Annotated in this window: 12 protein-coding genes; 2 read left to right on the plus strand and 10 right to left on the minus strand. The window is 70.1% G+C overall.

Going from position 1 to position 15152, the window contains the following annotated elements:
* Nucleotides 1–357: 357 nt before the first annotated feature.
* From ACFYOY_RS43555 to thyX, 3 genes are all read right to left on the minus strand, one after another.
* Nucleotides 358–2043: a ribonuclease J gene (locus ACFYOY_RS43555; RefSeq protein ID WP_093465102.1), complete on the minus strand. Its 1686-nt coding sequence runs from the start codon at nucleotides 2041–2043 to the stop codon at nucleotides 358–360.
* A 124-nt stretch (nucleotides 2044–2167) separates the two neighbouring features.
* A complete protein-coding gene (dapA, locus tag ACFYOY_RS43560; protein ID WP_351903024.1) occupies nucleotides 2168–3067 on the minus strand; it encodes a 4-hydroxy-tetrahydrodipicolinate synthase in 900 nt (299 codons plus the stop codon).
* A gap of 196 nt (nucleotides 3068–3263) precedes the next feature.
* A complete protein-coding gene (thyX, locus tag ACFYOY_RS43565; RefSeq protein ID WP_351903022.1) occupies nucleotides 3264–4004 on the minus strand; it encodes an FAD-dependent thymidylate synthase in 741 nt (246 codons plus the stop codon).
* A gap of 178 nt (nucleotides 4005–4182) precedes the next feature.
* Here thyX and ACFYOY_RS43570 point away from each other — a divergent pair, with 178 nt between their 5' ends.
* Complete coding sequence (locus ACFYOY_RS43570) at nucleotides 4183–4425, plus strand: hypothetical protein (protein ID WP_351903019.1); 243 nt, start codon at nucleotides 4183–4185, stop codon at nucleotides 4423–4425.
* A 65-nt stretch (nucleotides 4426–4490) separates the two neighbouring features.
* A complete protein-coding gene (locus ACFYOY_RS43575; protein ID WP_351903016.1) occupies nucleotides 4491–5042 on the plus strand; it encodes a PH domain-containing protein in 552 nt (183 codons plus the stop codon).
* 26 nt (nucleotides 5043–5068) lie between these two features.
* On the opposite strand, the gene ACFYOY_RS43580 is transcribed toward ACFYOY_RS43575, so the two are convergent.
* The 7 genes from ACFYOY_RS43580 to ACFYOY_RS43610 all read right to left on the minus strand — a co-directional run bounded on the left by ACFYOY_RS43580 (nucleotide 5069) and on the right by ACFYOY_RS43610 (nucleotide 15148).
* Nucleotides 5069–5530 carry a tetratricopeptide repeat protein gene (locus ACFYOY_RS43580; protein ID WP_078644121.1) on the minus strand — a complete coding sequence of 154 codons (462 nt, stop codon included), beginning with the start codon at nucleotides 5528–5530 and terminating at the stop codon, nucleotides 5069–5071.
* A gap of 10 nt (nucleotides 5531–5540) precedes the next feature.
* Nucleotides 5541–6293: a 4-hydroxy-tetrahydrodipicolinate reductase gene (gene dapB, locus ACFYOY_RS43585; protein WP_351903013.1), complete on the minus strand. Its 753-nt coding sequence runs from the start codon at nucleotides 6291–6293 to the stop codon at nucleotides 5541–5543.
* 39 nt (nucleotides 6294–6332) lie between these two features.
* Entirely contained in the window at nucleotides 6333–7712 is a 1380-nt protein-coding gene (locus tag ACFYOY_RS43590; RefSeq protein WP_351903010.1) for a pitrilysin family protein, read from the minus strand.
* The gene (locus tag ACFYOY_RS43595) at nucleotides 7709–9964 is read right to left on the minus strand and encodes a polyribonucleotide nucleotidyltransferase (protein WP_351903007.1); all 2256 of its coding nucleotides are present in this window, start codon (nucleotides 9962–9964) and stop codon (nucleotides 7709–7711) included. Before ACFYOY_RS43595 ends, ACFYOY_RS43590 begins: the two co-directional genes overlap by 4 nt.
* 393 nt (nucleotides 9965–10357) lie before the next feature.
* Complete coding sequence (gene rpsO, locus ACFYOY_RS43600; RefSeq protein WP_020868053.1) at nucleotides 10358–10645, minus strand: 30S ribosomal protein S15; 288 nt, start codon at nucleotides 10643–10645, stop codon at nucleotides 10358–10360.
* Between the two features lie 215 nt (nucleotides 10646–10860).
* On the minus strand, nucleotides 10861–12918 hold the full coding sequence (locus ACFYOY_RS43605; protein ID WP_388593372.1) for a PQQ-binding-like beta-propeller repeat protein: 2058 nt from the start codon (nucleotides 12916–12918) through the stop codon (nucleotides 10861–10863).
* Nucleotides 12919–12973: 55 nt separating this feature from the next.
* The gene (locus tag ACFYOY_RS43610; protein ID WP_351903002.1) at nucleotides 12974–15148 is read right to left on the minus strand and encodes a PQQ-binding-like beta-propeller repeat protein; all 2175 of its coding nucleotides are present in this window, start codon (nucleotides 15146–15148) and stop codon (nucleotides 12974–12976) included.
* Between the last annotated feature and the right edge of the window lie 4 nt (nucleotides 15149–15152).

Raw genomic sequence — 15152 nt, forward strand, 5'->3', positions numbered from 1 at the left:
ACGCTGTTAAGTTCTCAAGGAACGGACGCTTCCTTTGAAACCGTTTCACCGGTTTCTCCGGGCGCTTCCCTTCGGTGTTTCCAACCTTACCAGATTCTTTTTCGGTCCGTTTCCGGTCCGAATTCTGATTCCGGTGGCCGCTGGAGGGCCTTCCCTTTCGGTGTCCTCGACTTTATCAGAATTTCTCTGAGTCGATTTCCACCCCCGCCGGTGGGCTCCTCCGGAGACCGTTGAGTCCTCCGGGTTCCCCTCTGGCGGAGCCGTAAACGTACTGGAGCGGGGCTCCTCGATGCAAATCGAGGAGCCCCGCCGGGTGTTCAGCGCCGGTGTGGTGCTGAGGAGGTGTCAGACCAAACGTCAGACCTCGACGACCACAGGAAGGATCATCGGGCGCCGGCGGTAGCTGTCGGAGACCCACTTACCGACCGCGCGACGCGCCAGCTGCTGGAGCTGATGCGCGTCCACGACCCCGTCGGAGGCCGACTTCACCAGGGCATCCTCGATCTTCGGGATGACCGCGGTGAAGGCCGAGTCCTCGATTCCAGAGCCCCTCGCGTGGATGTGCGGACCACCCACGACCTTGCCGGTCGAACTGTCGACGACCACGAAGATCGAGATGATGCCCTCCTCGCCGAGGATGCGGCGGTCCTTGAGCGAGGTTTCCGTGACATCGCCGACCGAGAGGCCGTCCACGTACACGTATCCCGCCTGTACCTTGCCGACGATCTTGGCGATGCCGTCGACAAGGTCGACCACGACACCGTCCTCGGCGATGACGCAACGGTTCTTCGGAACCCCGGTCAACGCACCCAGTTCGGCGTTGGCCCGTAGATGGCGCCATTCGCCGTGCACCGGCATCAGGTTCTTGGGCTTGCAGATGTTGTAGAAGTACAGCAGCTCGCCGGCCGAGGCGTGGCCGGAGACATGGACCTTGGCGTTGCCCTTGTGGACGACCGTGGCGCCCCATCGCGTCAGTCCGTTGATCACCCGGTAGACCGCGTTCTCGTTGCCGGGGATCAGCGACGACGCCAGGATCACCGTGTCGCCCTGGACGATCCGGATCTGGTGATCGCGGTTGGCCATCCGGGACAGCGCGGCCATCGGCTCGCCCTGGGAGCCCGTGCAGACGAGCACCACCTCGTCGTCCGGTAGGTCGTCGAGGGTCTTCACATCCACCACGAGACCGGCCGGCACCCGCAGATAGCCGAGGTCACGTGCGATGCCCATGTTGCGGACCATCGAGCGGCCGACGAAGGCGACCCTGCGTCCGTACTCATGCGCCGCGTCGAGGATTTGCTGGATGCGGTGCACATGGCTGGCGAAGCTGGCGACGATGATGCGCTTCTGCGCGTTGCCGAAGACCTGGCGCAGTACGCCGGAGATATCGCGCTCGGGCGGTACGAACCCGGGGACCTCGGCGTTGGTGGAGTCCACCAGGAGCAGATCGATGCCCTCCTCGCCGAGCTTGGCGAAGGCGGGCAGATCCGTGAGGCGGCCGTCCAGCGGGAGCTGGTCCATCTTGAAATCGCCGGTGTGCACGGCCATGCCGGCCGGGGTGCGGATGGCAACCGCGAGGGCGTCCGGGATGGAGTGGTTGACCGCGATGAACTCGCACTCGAAGGGGCCGATCCGCTCGCGGTGCCCCTCCTCGACCTCGAGGGTGTACGGGCGGATCCGGTGTTCCTGCAGCTTCGCCTCGATCAGGGCGAGGGTCAGCTTGGAGCCGATCAGCGGGATGTCGGGCTTCTCGCGCAGCAGGAAGGGGACACCGCCGATATGGTCCTCGTGCCCGTGGGTCAGGACGATGCCGTCGATGTCGTCGAGTCGGTCCCGGATGGATGTGAAGTCCGGCAGGATCAGGTCGACTCCGGGCTGCTCCTCCTCGGGGAAGAGCACCCCGCAGTCGACGATCAGCAGCCGGCCACCGTACTCGAAGACCGTCATGTTCCGGCCGATCTCACCGAGGCCGCCGAGCGGGGTGACACGCAGGCCGCCCTCGGGGAGCTTCGGCGGAGGGCCAAGCTCAGGATGCGGATGACTCAAAAGACTCTCCTCACCACGCGCGCCACATGCCCCCTGGGCACATGGCGCGCGTGACATTCGTGCACTTGCTGATGTGTCTGTATGCAGTTGTGAAGTATGAAGGTGCGACCAATCGCCTCTTTGCTTAGAGCTGTACCCCGCCCGCGGCGAGATCGCGCTTCAGCTGTTCCGTTTCCTCGGGGGTCAGCTCGACCAACGGCAGCCGCAGCGGCCCCGCGGGCTGGCCCTGAAGGGCGAGCGCGGCCTTGGTCGTGATCACTCCCTGAGTGCGGAACATGCCGGTGAAGACCGGCAGCAGCTTCTGGTGGATCTCCGTTGCCTTCGCGACGTCGCCCGCGAGATGGGCCTCCAGCATCGCCCGCAGCTCGGGGCTGACCACGTGGCCGACCACGGAGACGAAGCCGACCGCGCCGACCGACAGCAGCGGCAGGTTCAGCATGTCGTCGCCGGAGTACCAGGCGAGGCGCGAGCGGGCGATGGCCCAGCTGGCGCGTCCGAGGTCGCCCTTGGCGTCCTTGTTGGCGACGATGCGCGGGTGCTCGGCGAGCCGGACGATGGTCTCGGTGCCGATCGGGACACCGCTGCGGCCCGGGATGTCGTAGAGCATGACCGGCAGGCCGGTGGCGTCGGCGATGGCGGTGAAGTGCCGCAGGAGACCTTCCTGCGGAGGCTTGCTGTAGTACGGCGTGACCGCCAGCAGCCCGTGGGCACCGGCCTGCTCGGCCGCGCGGGCGAGCTCGACGCTGTGCCGGGTGTCATTGGTACCGGCTCCGGCCACGACGTGGGCGCGGTCCCCGACCGCCTCCACCACGGCGCGTACGAGCTGGGCTTTCTCCGCATCGCTGGTGGTCGGGGACTCACCGGTGGTGCCGTTGACGATCAGGCCGTCATTGCCGGCGTCCACCAGATGAACGGCGAGTCGCTGGGCGCCGTCGAGATCGAGCGCGCCGTCACTGGTGAATGGCGTGACCATGGCGGTCAGCACCCGCCCGAAAGGGGTCTGCGATGTGGATGTCGGTGCCATGGGGACCACGCTACTCGTAGCGCGCCCCACGGCGCTCGCTCGGGGCGGCGGACGGAGCGAAGAGATGGGACCCGGCACTGCCTGCTCGGGGGTTCAAGCAGTGCCGGGCCCGTTTGTTCAGCCTAGATGAACTTCTCGAAACGCCGCAATACGGACACTTCGCCCGGTGATCCGTCCGGGGCGGGCCCGGCCCGGGCTACGGGGCCACTCGGCCGTTGGCGTTGAAGGCCGCGTGGGTGAGCGGCATCAGCCGCGACCAGGCCGCCTCCATCTTCTCCCCCACCATCTCGATCTCCCGCTGCGGGAACGAGGGCACCGCGGCCTGCTCATGCTGGGTGCGCAGGCCGAGGAAGTGCATCAGCGAGCGGGCGTTGCAGGTCGCGTACATCGAGGAGAACAGGCCGACCGGGAGCACCGAACGGGCCACTTCGCGGGCCACTCCGGCGGCCAGCATCTCCTGGTACGCCTCGTACGCATGGCGGTACGCGTCCTCCATCACCCGGCCGGTCAGCTCGTGCTGCGCCGCGGTGCCCTCGACGAACTCGTACTTCCCGGGGCGGCCCTGCTGGACCAGCTTGCGCGCCTCCCCCGGCACGTAGAACACCGGCTCCAGGCGACGGTAGCGACCGGACTCCTCGTTGTACGACCAGCCCACGCGGTGCCGCATGAACTCGCGGAAGACGAAGATCGGGGCGCTGATGAAGAAGGTCATCGAGTTGTGCTCGAACGGGCTGCCGTGGCGGTCCCGCATCAGGAAGTTGATCAGCCCCTTGGAGCGCTCCGGGTCCTTGGTGATCTCCTCCAGGGACTGCTCGCCCGCGGTCGACACCCGCGCGGCCCACAGCACATCGGAGTCGGCAGCGCTGTGCTTGACCAGTTCGACGGCCACATCGCTGCGGAAACTGGCCTTCTCGGTCTCGGCGGGGATCTCGGTCACGCGCGGGTCCTTCCGTGGTGCATCGCTCGGGGCGGCGCCCAGCTTACGGGCCACCACCGACAGTCCCGCTCCGCCAAACTTTTTGACAGAAAGTGGACGGATCAGGGCACCCAATCGCTCATTCACACGTCCTACACATTGAAGTACCCACGTTCGAGGTTCCAAGGAGAGCCCGCAGATGTCCCGCCGGCGAGAGCCCGTGCCGTTCGCCTTCGTCGCCGAAGCCGACCGTTTCCGCAGCAATGTCACCCCACCTCCCCGCCCCCGCGCCACACCGTCCCAGATAGCCGGGCGGACTCTGATCGGTCTCACGATCATCGCGGGGTTCATCGGCTCGCTGATGTTCGGGATGCCCGCCCTCGACAGCCAGTCGCACCCCACCCAACAGATCCAGCGGCCCGAGGCGTCCGACGGACGCTGACCGGCGCTGGGATAGCCTCACCCAGCACAGGCCCATCCGGACATGTGTGTGAGTGAGGACCTTCCGTGCCCCTGCCCTTCCTGACCGCCGACCGCGCCCACGATGATGACGCGGCGGCCGGAGCGGACCCGCTCGGCTACGAAGACCGGGACCGCTGGCGCCGTCCTTACCGACCGGGGCCCTGGAGGGTCGGGGGCGCCGCTCTTGTGCTCCTGCTCGCCTCGTACGTCCTCTTCTCCGCCATGATCATCGCGATGGCGGGATCGCTGCCCGCGGCGGGCATCTGCGCCGCCGTCGGGGCACTGATGATCGTGACAGCCGTAAGGCTGGTGCGCATCGGCGTCGAGGTGAGCGCCCAGGGGCTGCGCCGGACCGGCCTTCTCCGCAGCACCACCGTGCGCTGGCAGGACATCGCCGCGATACGCACGGCCCAGCAGCCGGTCCGGTGGCTGGGCCTGCCACGGACCGTCCAGGGCCAGGCGGTGCTGCTCGAACCGGTGCGCGGCGGAGCGCCGGACACCGTGTTCACCACCCATGGCGCCGACTTCCTGGGCCATGCGGAGAGCTTCGAACGCGCCGCCGACGCGATCGAGGGCTGGGCCGCCGCCCACCGCTGAGCCATACCGCCGCGGGCGGCCCCGGGTCAGCCCCCGGCCGCCCGCACCGGCTTGCCGTCGTGCAGGGCGATGGCGCGCTGCATCGCCTTACGGGCGCGCGCGGTGTCCCGGGCGTCGTGGTACGCCACGGCGAGCCGGAACCAGGACCGCCAGTCGTCCGGCGACTGCTCCGTCTCGGCCCGGCGCTTGGCGAAGACGGCGTCCGCCGAGTCCCGGTCGATCCGCCCGCCGGGCGTCCGTACCAGCTCGTCGACCGGGAGACCGCCCTCCGCCTCCAGCTCCCGGGCGAGCTGGTCCGCGCTCCGCGCGAACTGCGTGGTCTGCCACAGGAACCAGACGCCGATGAGGGGCATCACCAGCACCGCCAGGCCGAAGACGATCGTGACCGGGGTGCCCTCCCGGATCAGCAGCACCCCGCGGTCGCCGACCAGCACGAAGTAGACGACCAGGACGGCCGCGAGAACGAAATATGTGATCTTTGCGCGCACCGCTGTGCCCTCAGTCCAGATCGAGGAAGTGTTCCAGGCCGAAGGTCAGGCCGGGGGTGGTCACCACGCGGCGGACGCCGAGCAGGATGCCGGGCATGAAGCTGCTGTGGTGGGTGGAGTCATGGCGGATGGTGAGGGTCTCTCCCTCGCCGCCCAGCAGGACCTCCTGGTGGGCGAGGAGCCCGCGCAGCCGCACCGAGTGCACCGGCACCCCGTCCACGTCGGCACCCCGCGCGCCGTCGAGCGCCGTGGTGGTGGCGTCCGGCTGCGGGGCGCAGCCGGCCTCCCGCCGGGCCTCGGCGATCAGCTGGGCGGTGCGCGCGGCCGTGCCGGAGGGAGCGTCCACCTTGTTGGGGTGGTGCAGCTCGATGACCTCGACCGATTCGAAGAACCGGGCGGCCTGGCGGGCGAACCGCATGGTCAGCACGGCACCGATGGAGAAGTTCGGCGCGATGAGCACGCCGGTGGTCGGCGAGGCGTCGAGCCAGCCGCCCAGCCGCGCCAGGCGCTCGTCCGTCCAGCCGGTGGTGCCGACGACGCCGTGGATGCCGTGGCGGACGCAGAACTCGAGGTTGTCCATCACCGAGGCCGGTTCGGTCAGCTCGACCGCCACCTCGGCGCCCGCCTCGACCAGGGTCTCGAGCCCGTCGCCCCGCCCGAGCGCGGCGACCAGCTCCAGGTCCTCGGCGGCCTCCACGGCTCGTACGGCCTCGGAGCCGATCCGGCCCTTGGCGCCGACGACGGCCACACGCAGCTTGCTCATCGATCCTGTTTCCTTCGATCCGGGACGCTTCGGCACGGGCTAGGCGACGGCCTCGTCCAGACGGGCCGCCTGCTTGTCCTTCAGCGGGCCGATGACGGACAGCGAAGGACGCTGCCCCAGTACATCGCGCGCCACCTCGCGCACCTCGTCCGGGGTGACCGCCGCGATCCGCTCGAGCATGTCGTCCACCGACATCTGCTCGCCCCAGCACAGCTCGCTCTTGCCGATCCGGTTCATCAGCGCGCCGGTGTCCTCCAGGCCCAGCACGGTGGAGCCGGCGAGCTGGCCGACGGCGCGCCGCAGCTCCTCGTCGCTCAGGCCGTTCTCCGCGACCTGGGTGAGCTCGTCGCGGCAGATCTTGAGGACGTCGTGCACCTGGTTCGGACGGCAGCCGGCGTAGACGCCGAAGAGTCCGCAGTCGGCGAAGCTGGAGGTGTAGGAGTAGACGCTGTAGGCGAGCCCGCGCTTCTCCCGGACCTCCTGGAAGAGCCGGGAGCTCATACCGCCGCCGAGCGCGGTGTTGAGCACCCCGAGCGCCCAGCGGCGGTCGTCGGTGCGCGGGATGCCGGGCATGCCGAGGACGACATGGGCCTGCTCGGTCTTGCGGTTCAGCAGCCCGACCTTGCCGGCCGTACGGATCGCACGGGTGCCGGAGCGCGGGGCGACCGGGACCGCGTCGGTGCGGGACAGGGCGCCCGCGCCGTCGAACGCCGCGTGCACCTGGCGCACCACGTCGTCGTGGTCCACATTGCCCGCGGCGGCGACGACCAGATGCGTCGGGTCGTAGTGCTTCCGGTAGAAGCGCGCGATCTGGTCGCGGCCCAGCGCGTTGACGGTGTCGACGGTGCCCAGGACCGGGCGGCCGAGCGGGGTGTCGCCGAGCATGGTGTGGGCGAACAGGTCGTGCACACAGTCGCCCGGGTCGTCCTCGGTCATCGCGATCTCTTCGAGGACGACACCGCGCTCCGCGTCCACGTCCGCCGCGCCGATCACCGAGCCGGTCAGCATGTCGCAGACGACGTCGATGGCCAGCGGCAGATCGGTGTCGAGCACCCGCGCGTAGTAGCAGGTGTACTCCTTGGCGGTGAACGCGTTCATCTCGCCGCCGACCTCGTCGATGGCGGCGGAGATGTCCAGCGCGCTGCGCCGCCGGGTGCCCTTGAAGAGCAGATGCTCCAGATAGTGGGTGGCGCCGCCGAGCGTCGGGGTCTCGTCGCGCGAGCCGACGTGCGCCCAGATGCCGAAGGTCGCCGAGCGCACGGACGGGAGGGTCTCGGTGACGACGCGCAAGCCCCCGGGGAGGGTCGTCCTGCGGACCGTGCCGATGCCGTTCTCGCCCTCGAGAAGCGTTTGGGTACGGGCGACGGCCCGCGCCTCCGAGGAGGTGCGGGCCGTCGTCTCGTCGTCGCGGGACGTCACTTGGCGGCTTCGTCCTTCGTCTGGGGCTGCGCTTCGGCGCCGGCCTCGTCCGCATTCGCGTCCGAGCCCTCTTCGTCCTCGAGGACCGGGATGAGGGAGAGCTTGCCGCGCTGGTCGATCTCGGCGATCTCGACCTGGACCTTGGCGCCGACCTTCAGCACGTCCTCGACGTTCTCCACGCGCTTGCCACCGGCCAGCTTGCGGATCTGCGAGATGTGCAGCAGGCCGTCCTTGCCCGGGAGCAGGGAGACGAACGCACCGAAGGTGGTGGTCTTCACGACCGTGCCCAGGTAGCGCTCGCCGACCTCCGGCATGGTCGGGTTGGCGATGCCGTTGATGGTCGCGCGGGCGGCCTCGGCGGCCGGGCCGTCGGCGGCACCGATGTAGATGGTGCCGTCGTCCTCGATGGTGATGTCGGCGCCGGTGTCCTCCTGGATCTGGTTGATCATCTTGCCCTTGGGGCCGATGACCTCACCGATCTTGTCGACCGGGATCTTGACGGTGATGATCCGCGGCGCGTTGGGGGACATCTCGTCCGGGACGTCGATGGCCTCGTTCATCACATCGAGGATGTGCAGCCGGGCGTCGCGGGCCTGCTTGAGGGCCGCGGCCAGCACGGACGCCGGGATGCCGTCCAGCTTGGTGTCCAGCTGCAGCGCGGTGACGAACTGCTTGGTGCCGGCGACCTTGAAGTCCATGTCGCCGAACGCGTCCTCCGCACCGAGGATGTCAGTGAGGGTGACGTAGTGGGTCTCGCCGTCGATCTCCTGGGAGATCAGGCCCATGGCGATGCCCGCGACCGGGGCCTTCAGCGGCACACCGGCGTTGAGCAGCGACATCGTCGAGGCGCAGACCGACCCCATGGAGGTCGAGCCGTTGGAGCCGAGCGCCTCGGAGACCTGGCGGATGGCGTACGGGAACTCCTCGCGCGTCGGCAGCACCGGCAGCAGCGCGCGCTCGGCCAGGGCGCCGTGGCCGATCTCGCGGCGCTTGGGCGAGCCGACGCGGCCGGTCTCACCGGTGGAGTACGGCGGGAAGTTGTAGTTGTGCATGTAGCGCTTGCGCGTCTCGGGCGCGAGCGTGTCCAGCTGCTGCTCCATGCGGAGCATGTTCAGCGTGGTGACGCCCAGGATCTGGGTCTCGCCGCGCTCGAACAGCGCCGAGCCGTGGACCCGCGGGATCGCCTCGACCTCGGCGGCGAGCGTACGGATGTCCGTGACACCGCGGCCGTCGATGCGCTTCTTCTCCTTGATGACGCGCTCGCGCACCAGGGTCTTGGTCAGCGCGCGGTACGCGGCGGAGATCTCCTTCTCGCGCCCCTCGAACTGCGGCAGCAGCTTCTCGGCGGCCAGACCCTTGACCCGGTCCAGCTCGGTCTCGCGCTCCTGCTTGCCCGCGATGGTCAGCGCCTGGGCCAGCTCGTCGCGGACGGCGGTGGTCAGCGCCTCCAGGATGTCGTCCTGGAAGTCGAGGAAGATCGGGAACTCGGCGGTCGGCTTGGCGGCCTTGGCGGCGAGGTCCGCCTGCGCCTTGCACAGGACCTTGATGAAGGGCTTCGACGCCTCCAGGCCGGCGGCGACGATCTCCTCGGTGGGAGCCTCGGCGCCGTCCTTGACCAGCTGGATGGTCTTGTCGGTGGCCTCGGCCTCGACCATCATGATCGCGACATCGCCGTCTTCCAGCACCCGGCCGGCGACGACCATGTCGAAGACGGCCTCCTCCAGCTCGGAGTGGGTCGGGAAGGCCACCCACTGGCCCTTGATCAGGGCGACGCGGGTACCGCCGATGGGACCGGAGAAGGGCAGCCCGGCCAGCTGCGTGGAGCAGGAGGCGGCGTTGATCGCGACCACGTCGTAGAGGTGGTCGGGGTTGAGCGCCATGACCGTCTCGACGACCTGGATCTCGTTGCGCAGGCCCTTCTTGAAGGACGGGCGCAGCGGGCGGTCGATCAGACGGCAGGTGAGGATCGCGTCCTCGGAGGGGCGGCCCTCACGGCGGAAGAACGAGCCGGGGATGCGCCCCGCCGCGTACATCCGCTCCTCGACGTCGACCGTGAGCGGGAAGAAGTCGAGCTGGTCCTTGGGGTTCTTGGAAACGGTGGTGGCCGACAGCACCATGGTGTCGTCGTCCAGGTAGGCCACGGCCGAACCGGCGGCCTGACGGGCCAGGCGGCCCGTCTCGAAACGGATGGTGCGGGTGCCGAAGGTGCCGTTGTCGATGACTGCTTCGGCGTAGTGGGTCTCGTTCTCCACCAGGGAAATCTCCTCTTCTGCGTCCCTCGTCCGTGTGACGGTGGACGGTGGTGGAGCAGCGCCCCTGGCCTTGCGGGCCGGCGGCCGGGCCGGTCTTCGATCGAAGCCACCGGAATTGCCAGTTCCGGGAGCCACTACCGAGGACCGGCTCCTGTGGCGCCGGTGCGGCGGGAATGAGGCGCTCCTCCTCGTTCGTTATGACGTTGTTGGGACCAGACTACAAAGCTTCGGCCGTCATCACGACGGCTGTACTCTCCGGCCCCTACGGTACGTAGCGAGCACGCTACGCACCGGTGCGTAGGCCGTACGGGTCACCTTTGGCTGAAACCGTACGGCGCCGTGTATGGCAAAGGGAGCGGCCCCCATAGCGGGAACCGCTCCCTCCTTGGCGTCTTACTTGGCGCCCGCCGCACCCCGGCGGATGCCCAGGCGCTCGACCAGCGCACGGAAGCGCGTGATGTCCTTCTTCGCCAGGTACTGCAGCAGCCGGCGGCGCTGGCCGACCAGGAGCAGCAGACCACGGCGGGAGTGGTGGTCGTGCTTGTGGGTCTTGAGGTGCTCGGTCAGGTCGGAGATGCGGCGCGTGAGCAGCGCGACCTGGACCTCGGGGGAGCCGGTGTCGCCCTCCTTGGTGGCGAACTCGGTCATGATCTGCTTCTTGGTAGCGGCGTCGAGCGACACTCGGTACTCCTTGCTTCGTATCAGCCGCCGAGTGCCCCTGGTCGTTGTCTCAGGGGATCTTCCGTGACTCGGGAGGCGGGGTCCGCTGGGCGCTGTCTCCCGAGACTCGGGGCCTCCGGGGACGCGTACGCAAACGGCCAGCACACAGAGTACCAGCGTCTTGGCGGGGGGTGGGCGGGGGCTGGTGGGGTGGCCCGGGAGCGGGGGTGGTGAGGCTAGAAGACGGGCATGGCGGTCAGGGTGCCGTTGTGCAGCATGAAGACGCGGTTGCCGCCCGCGGACAGCGCCCAGCGGCCCTCGGTGCCCTGGGTGTACGGCCAGGCGAGCCTTCCGCCGCGGGTGTCCACCGCCGCGACGCCGCGTGAACCGGCCTCCCCGGCGCCCGCCCAGACGCTGTTCCCCGCGATCACCGGCGCGTCCTGCGAACTGTCCTCGGAGGCGAACGTGAGCGTCCAGGCGTCCGTTCCGTCGTCTGTACGGCGGGCTGAGAGATCGGTGGCGTCCACGGCGTAGACGACGTCCTTCGCGACGACCGGTGCGCCCCAGCCGCGCCCGCCCCCGCTGGGCTGGGACCATTTCTTCTCGCCCGTGGACAGCGTGAGCGCGGTAAGGGAGCGGCCGCCCAGGTAGACGGTGCCGTCGGCGACGGCGGGGACAAGGGCCGTGGTTCCGTGCCGTGCGGGTCCCCAGAGGGTCTTTCCACGGGCGGTGTCGAGTGCCACGACCTGGCCGTCCTCACCGCAGACCACCAGATGGCCGTCGGCCACCGCGGCCACCGCCGGGCTCTTCTCGGAGGTCCGTACCGGCGAGGGCACCGTCCACAGGGACGTACGCGACGTCAGCGCCACGGCGCGCAATTCACCCCCACGGGTGGCTATATAGACGGCCTTGTCGTCCACCGCGAGCAGGGTCGCCGCCTCCGCTGCAGGCGCATTCCACCGCTCCTTGCCGTTCTGGGCGTTCAACGCGTGCAGTACGCCCCTGCTGCCGATCGTAAGGACGGTGTCATCGGATACGGCGAGGGGGCGCCCGGTCAGTCCGGCTGTCCGGGAGGTCCAGCGGGCCCGGCCGGTGCGGACGTCGTAGGCCCGCAGACGGCCGCCCTCGGCCGGGGCCACGACGAGGTCATGGACGGGAAGCGGGGCCGGCATCCGCGCATTGGCGACACCGATGGAGCCGAGGTCCACGGGTCCCCACAGAGGTGACGGGGCCGTCCCCTCGTTGTAGTGGGCCAGTGGCTCGGCCTCCCAGGGCCGCCCGCCGGCCTTTGCCTCGTCGCCGCGCAGCAGCCACCACGCGACGCCTCCGCCACCCGCCGCGAGCAGGGTGCCGCCCGCGGCGAGCGTGCCGATGAGCCGCCGCCGGGAGGGGCCCGTCCGGTCGCCGGGCAGCGCGGCCATGCGCCGGGCATCCGCCTCGCGCCGTGCGATGTCCTGCGCGAGCGGTCCGTTCTTCCAGGCCCGGTCCGCACCCCGGGGCGGCGCCAGCGCCTGGCCGATCCAGTCGAGGACGGGGCGGCCCCTGGGGTCCTTGGACAGGCAGGGCTCGACCAGAGGCCTCAGCCCACCGGGCACCGAGCCCAGTTCCGGCTCACCGTGCACCACCTGGTACTGCACGGCGGCCACATGGCCGCCTTCGTAGACCGGCCGTCCACCCGCCGCGTAGGCGAGGACCACTCCGAGGGAGAACACATCACCCGCGGGGCCGGTCCGCTGCCCCAGGACCTGCTCGGGCGCGGCGTAGCCAGGGGTGGCGACGGTCTGTCCCGTGGTGGTCAGGGTCAGCCCGTGCTCGGGCCGGGCGATCCCGAAGTCGATGATCCTCGGGCCGCGCGAGGTCAGCACGATGTTGGACGGTTTGAGGTCGCGGTGGACCAGCCCGGCACCGTGGATGTCGTGGAGCGTGCGGACGAGCGCGGCACCCAACGCCCTTACGACGGGCTCCTCCAGGGCGCCGTAGCGCTCGACGGCCTGGTCGAGCGTGGGCCCGGCGAGGAACTCCGTGGCGATCCACGGCCGTCCGCCCTCGGTCTGCGCCGCGAGCACCCGCGCCACACCGTCGCTCCGCACGGCCTGGGCGGCGTGCGCCTCGCGCACGAAACGCCGAGCCATCCCCGGGTCATGGGACAGTTCGGGCCGCAGCACCTTGACCGCCACGGTCCGGCCCTCGGAATCCCGCCCGAGATAGACCTGACCCATGCCGCCCGCGCCGAGCACGCCGGTGAGGCGGTACGGGCCGAGGCGCAGCGGATCGCCGGTGCCGAGAGGGTTCATGGGCAAAGGCTCCTAGAGGGTGGGGCAGCGCGATGGGACGGGTCCGGGGTCCGGGTCATTCCAGGGGGATGGCGCACACGGTGGAGCCGCCCGCGATGATCAGCCGGCCGGCACCCCGATGGACGGTCATGGTGGGGTTGAGCGAGGCCATGGCGGTGCCGGGGCCCTGGAACGTCCAGGCCGCCTTGTGGCCGCGGAGGTCGATCGCCGCCGCCCATTGATCGGTTCCGATGTCGGGGAAGGCGTAGAGGTACTTCTTGCCGAGGGCGGGCGGATACTGGAAGTTGAGCGCGGGGCCCGTGCCCTTCTTCTGCTCCCACCGCAGCTTTCCGCTCTTGGCGTCCACGGCGACCAGGCCGGTGCCCGTCTCGAGGCTGTGGACCACGCCGTCCTTGAGCAGGGGCGGTCCATAACGCGGGGAGTCCGGCTCGTTCTTGTCACCGGCCTTCCGTCCCTCGCCGAACCGCCAGGCGACCTCACCGTCGGAGAGCCGTACGGCGAGGAGGTCCTTCCCGCCGACGAAGAGGAGCCCGCCCGAGACGGTGTGGCGCTGCGTCCCCGGAAGGATGCGGTAGTTCTCCTTGGCCAGCATCTTCGACCACCGGCGCCTGCCGTCAGCGGCGCCGACCAAGGTGACCCGCTCACGGAAGGAGAGCACGAGGGAGGAGCCCGCGGGGGTCGCGAGGGGGTCCTGGAACTCGGGGGTGTCGCTGGCCCGCCGCCACCGCTCCTCCCCCGTCCGCGCGTCGACGGCCACACGAACGAGACCCTTACGGCTCGTCCCTTCCAGGAAGACCACGTCCGAGGTGGCGGCGAGCAGCCGTACGTCGTCGACCTCCAGGTCCTTGACCGTGGCGAGCGGGGTCCGGAAGTTACCCGTTCCAGGATCCACAGGGGCGATCCGGACATGATCGGCGCTGGAGTCACAGGCGAGTAGCCGCCGGCCGTCGGAGACCGCGTGCTGCGCCTTCGTCACCAGGTCGTTGGCGCCGCGCCTGGCTCCGGTTTCGGCGTCGATCCAATACAGCCCGGTGTCGGCGATGACCGCGGTGTGGTCCCCGGCGAGGAGGACCGCGCATTCGGCCATGGCGGTGCTGGAAGGCGGGGTGAACTTCCAGGACATACGTGGCGGGGTCCCGGGCGGACGTGTGGTGGGCGCGGGCGTCGGGGCCGCAGTGCCGCCCGCGCCGCCGTCAGGACCGAGCCAGGCCCAAGTGGCGGCAGCCGCGACGGCCGCTACGGCTCCGCCTCCTCCGATCGTGACGACCTTACGGCGGGAGACGGCCGACCTGGGCGGCCGGTCCGCGCCGACCCTGTCCTCCTCCACGGGCGCGGGCATCCTGGACGGCTGGATCTCCCATACGGCCGTCCCGAGCCGGGCGATCTCCGCCAGGACTGGGTCCGGCAGATGATCGGCGAAGTGACCGCCTCCGGCGTGCAGCAGCGGCCCGAGTTCGGCCGTACCGGGCCGCTGCCGGGGGTCCTTGACGAAGCACGGCTCCAGTACGGCGCGCAATCCCCCCGGCAGGCCGGACAGGTCGGGGTCGGTGTACCGCACCCGGTAGAGCAGATCGGCGGGCTGTCCGCTGCCGAACGGCGGGCGGCCGGTGGCCGCGAAGACGAGCACTCCGGCGAGGGCGAACACATCGCCCGCGGCCGCATGTTCGCCACCGGCCACCTGTTCGGGCGACATATAGGCGGGCGTTCCGGCCGCCGCGCCCGTGCGGGTCAGCCGGTCGTCGCCCGCCGCGCGGGCGATGCCGAAGTCGATGACCTTGGGGCCGAGGGCCGTCAGCAGGATGTTGGAGGGCTTGAGGTCGCGGTGGACCACCTCGGACCGGTGCAGTTGGGCGAGCGCGTCGCACAGGGCGGCTCCCAGGGCCCGTACGGCCTGTTCGGGCAGGGCCCCACAGAGTGCGACCGCGTCGTCCAGCGGCGGGCCGAGGACGTATTCGGTGGCGAGCCAGGGCGTCGGGGCGAGCGTGTCCGCGTCGATGACCTGCGCTCCGTGCCGTCCACCGATGACCCGCGCGGCGTCGGTCTCCAGCCGGAAGCGGGTGCGGAATTCCGTCTCCGCGGCGAACCGCGCGTGCATGGTTTTCAGCGCGACCGTACGACCGCCGGATGAGCGGCCGAGGTACACCGTGCCCATGCCGCCGCTGCCGAGCCGGGCGACGAGGGTGTACGGACCGAGGCGCTGGGGGTCGTCATGGCTGAGGGGATGGGCCATCGGT

Origin of the sequence: Streptomyces sp. NPDC007875, assembly GCF_042868035.1 — a bacterium.
GTDB classification, from domain to species: Bacteria; Actinomycetota; Actinomycetes; order Streptomycetales; family Streptomycetaceae; genus Streptomyces; species Streptomyces antimycoticus.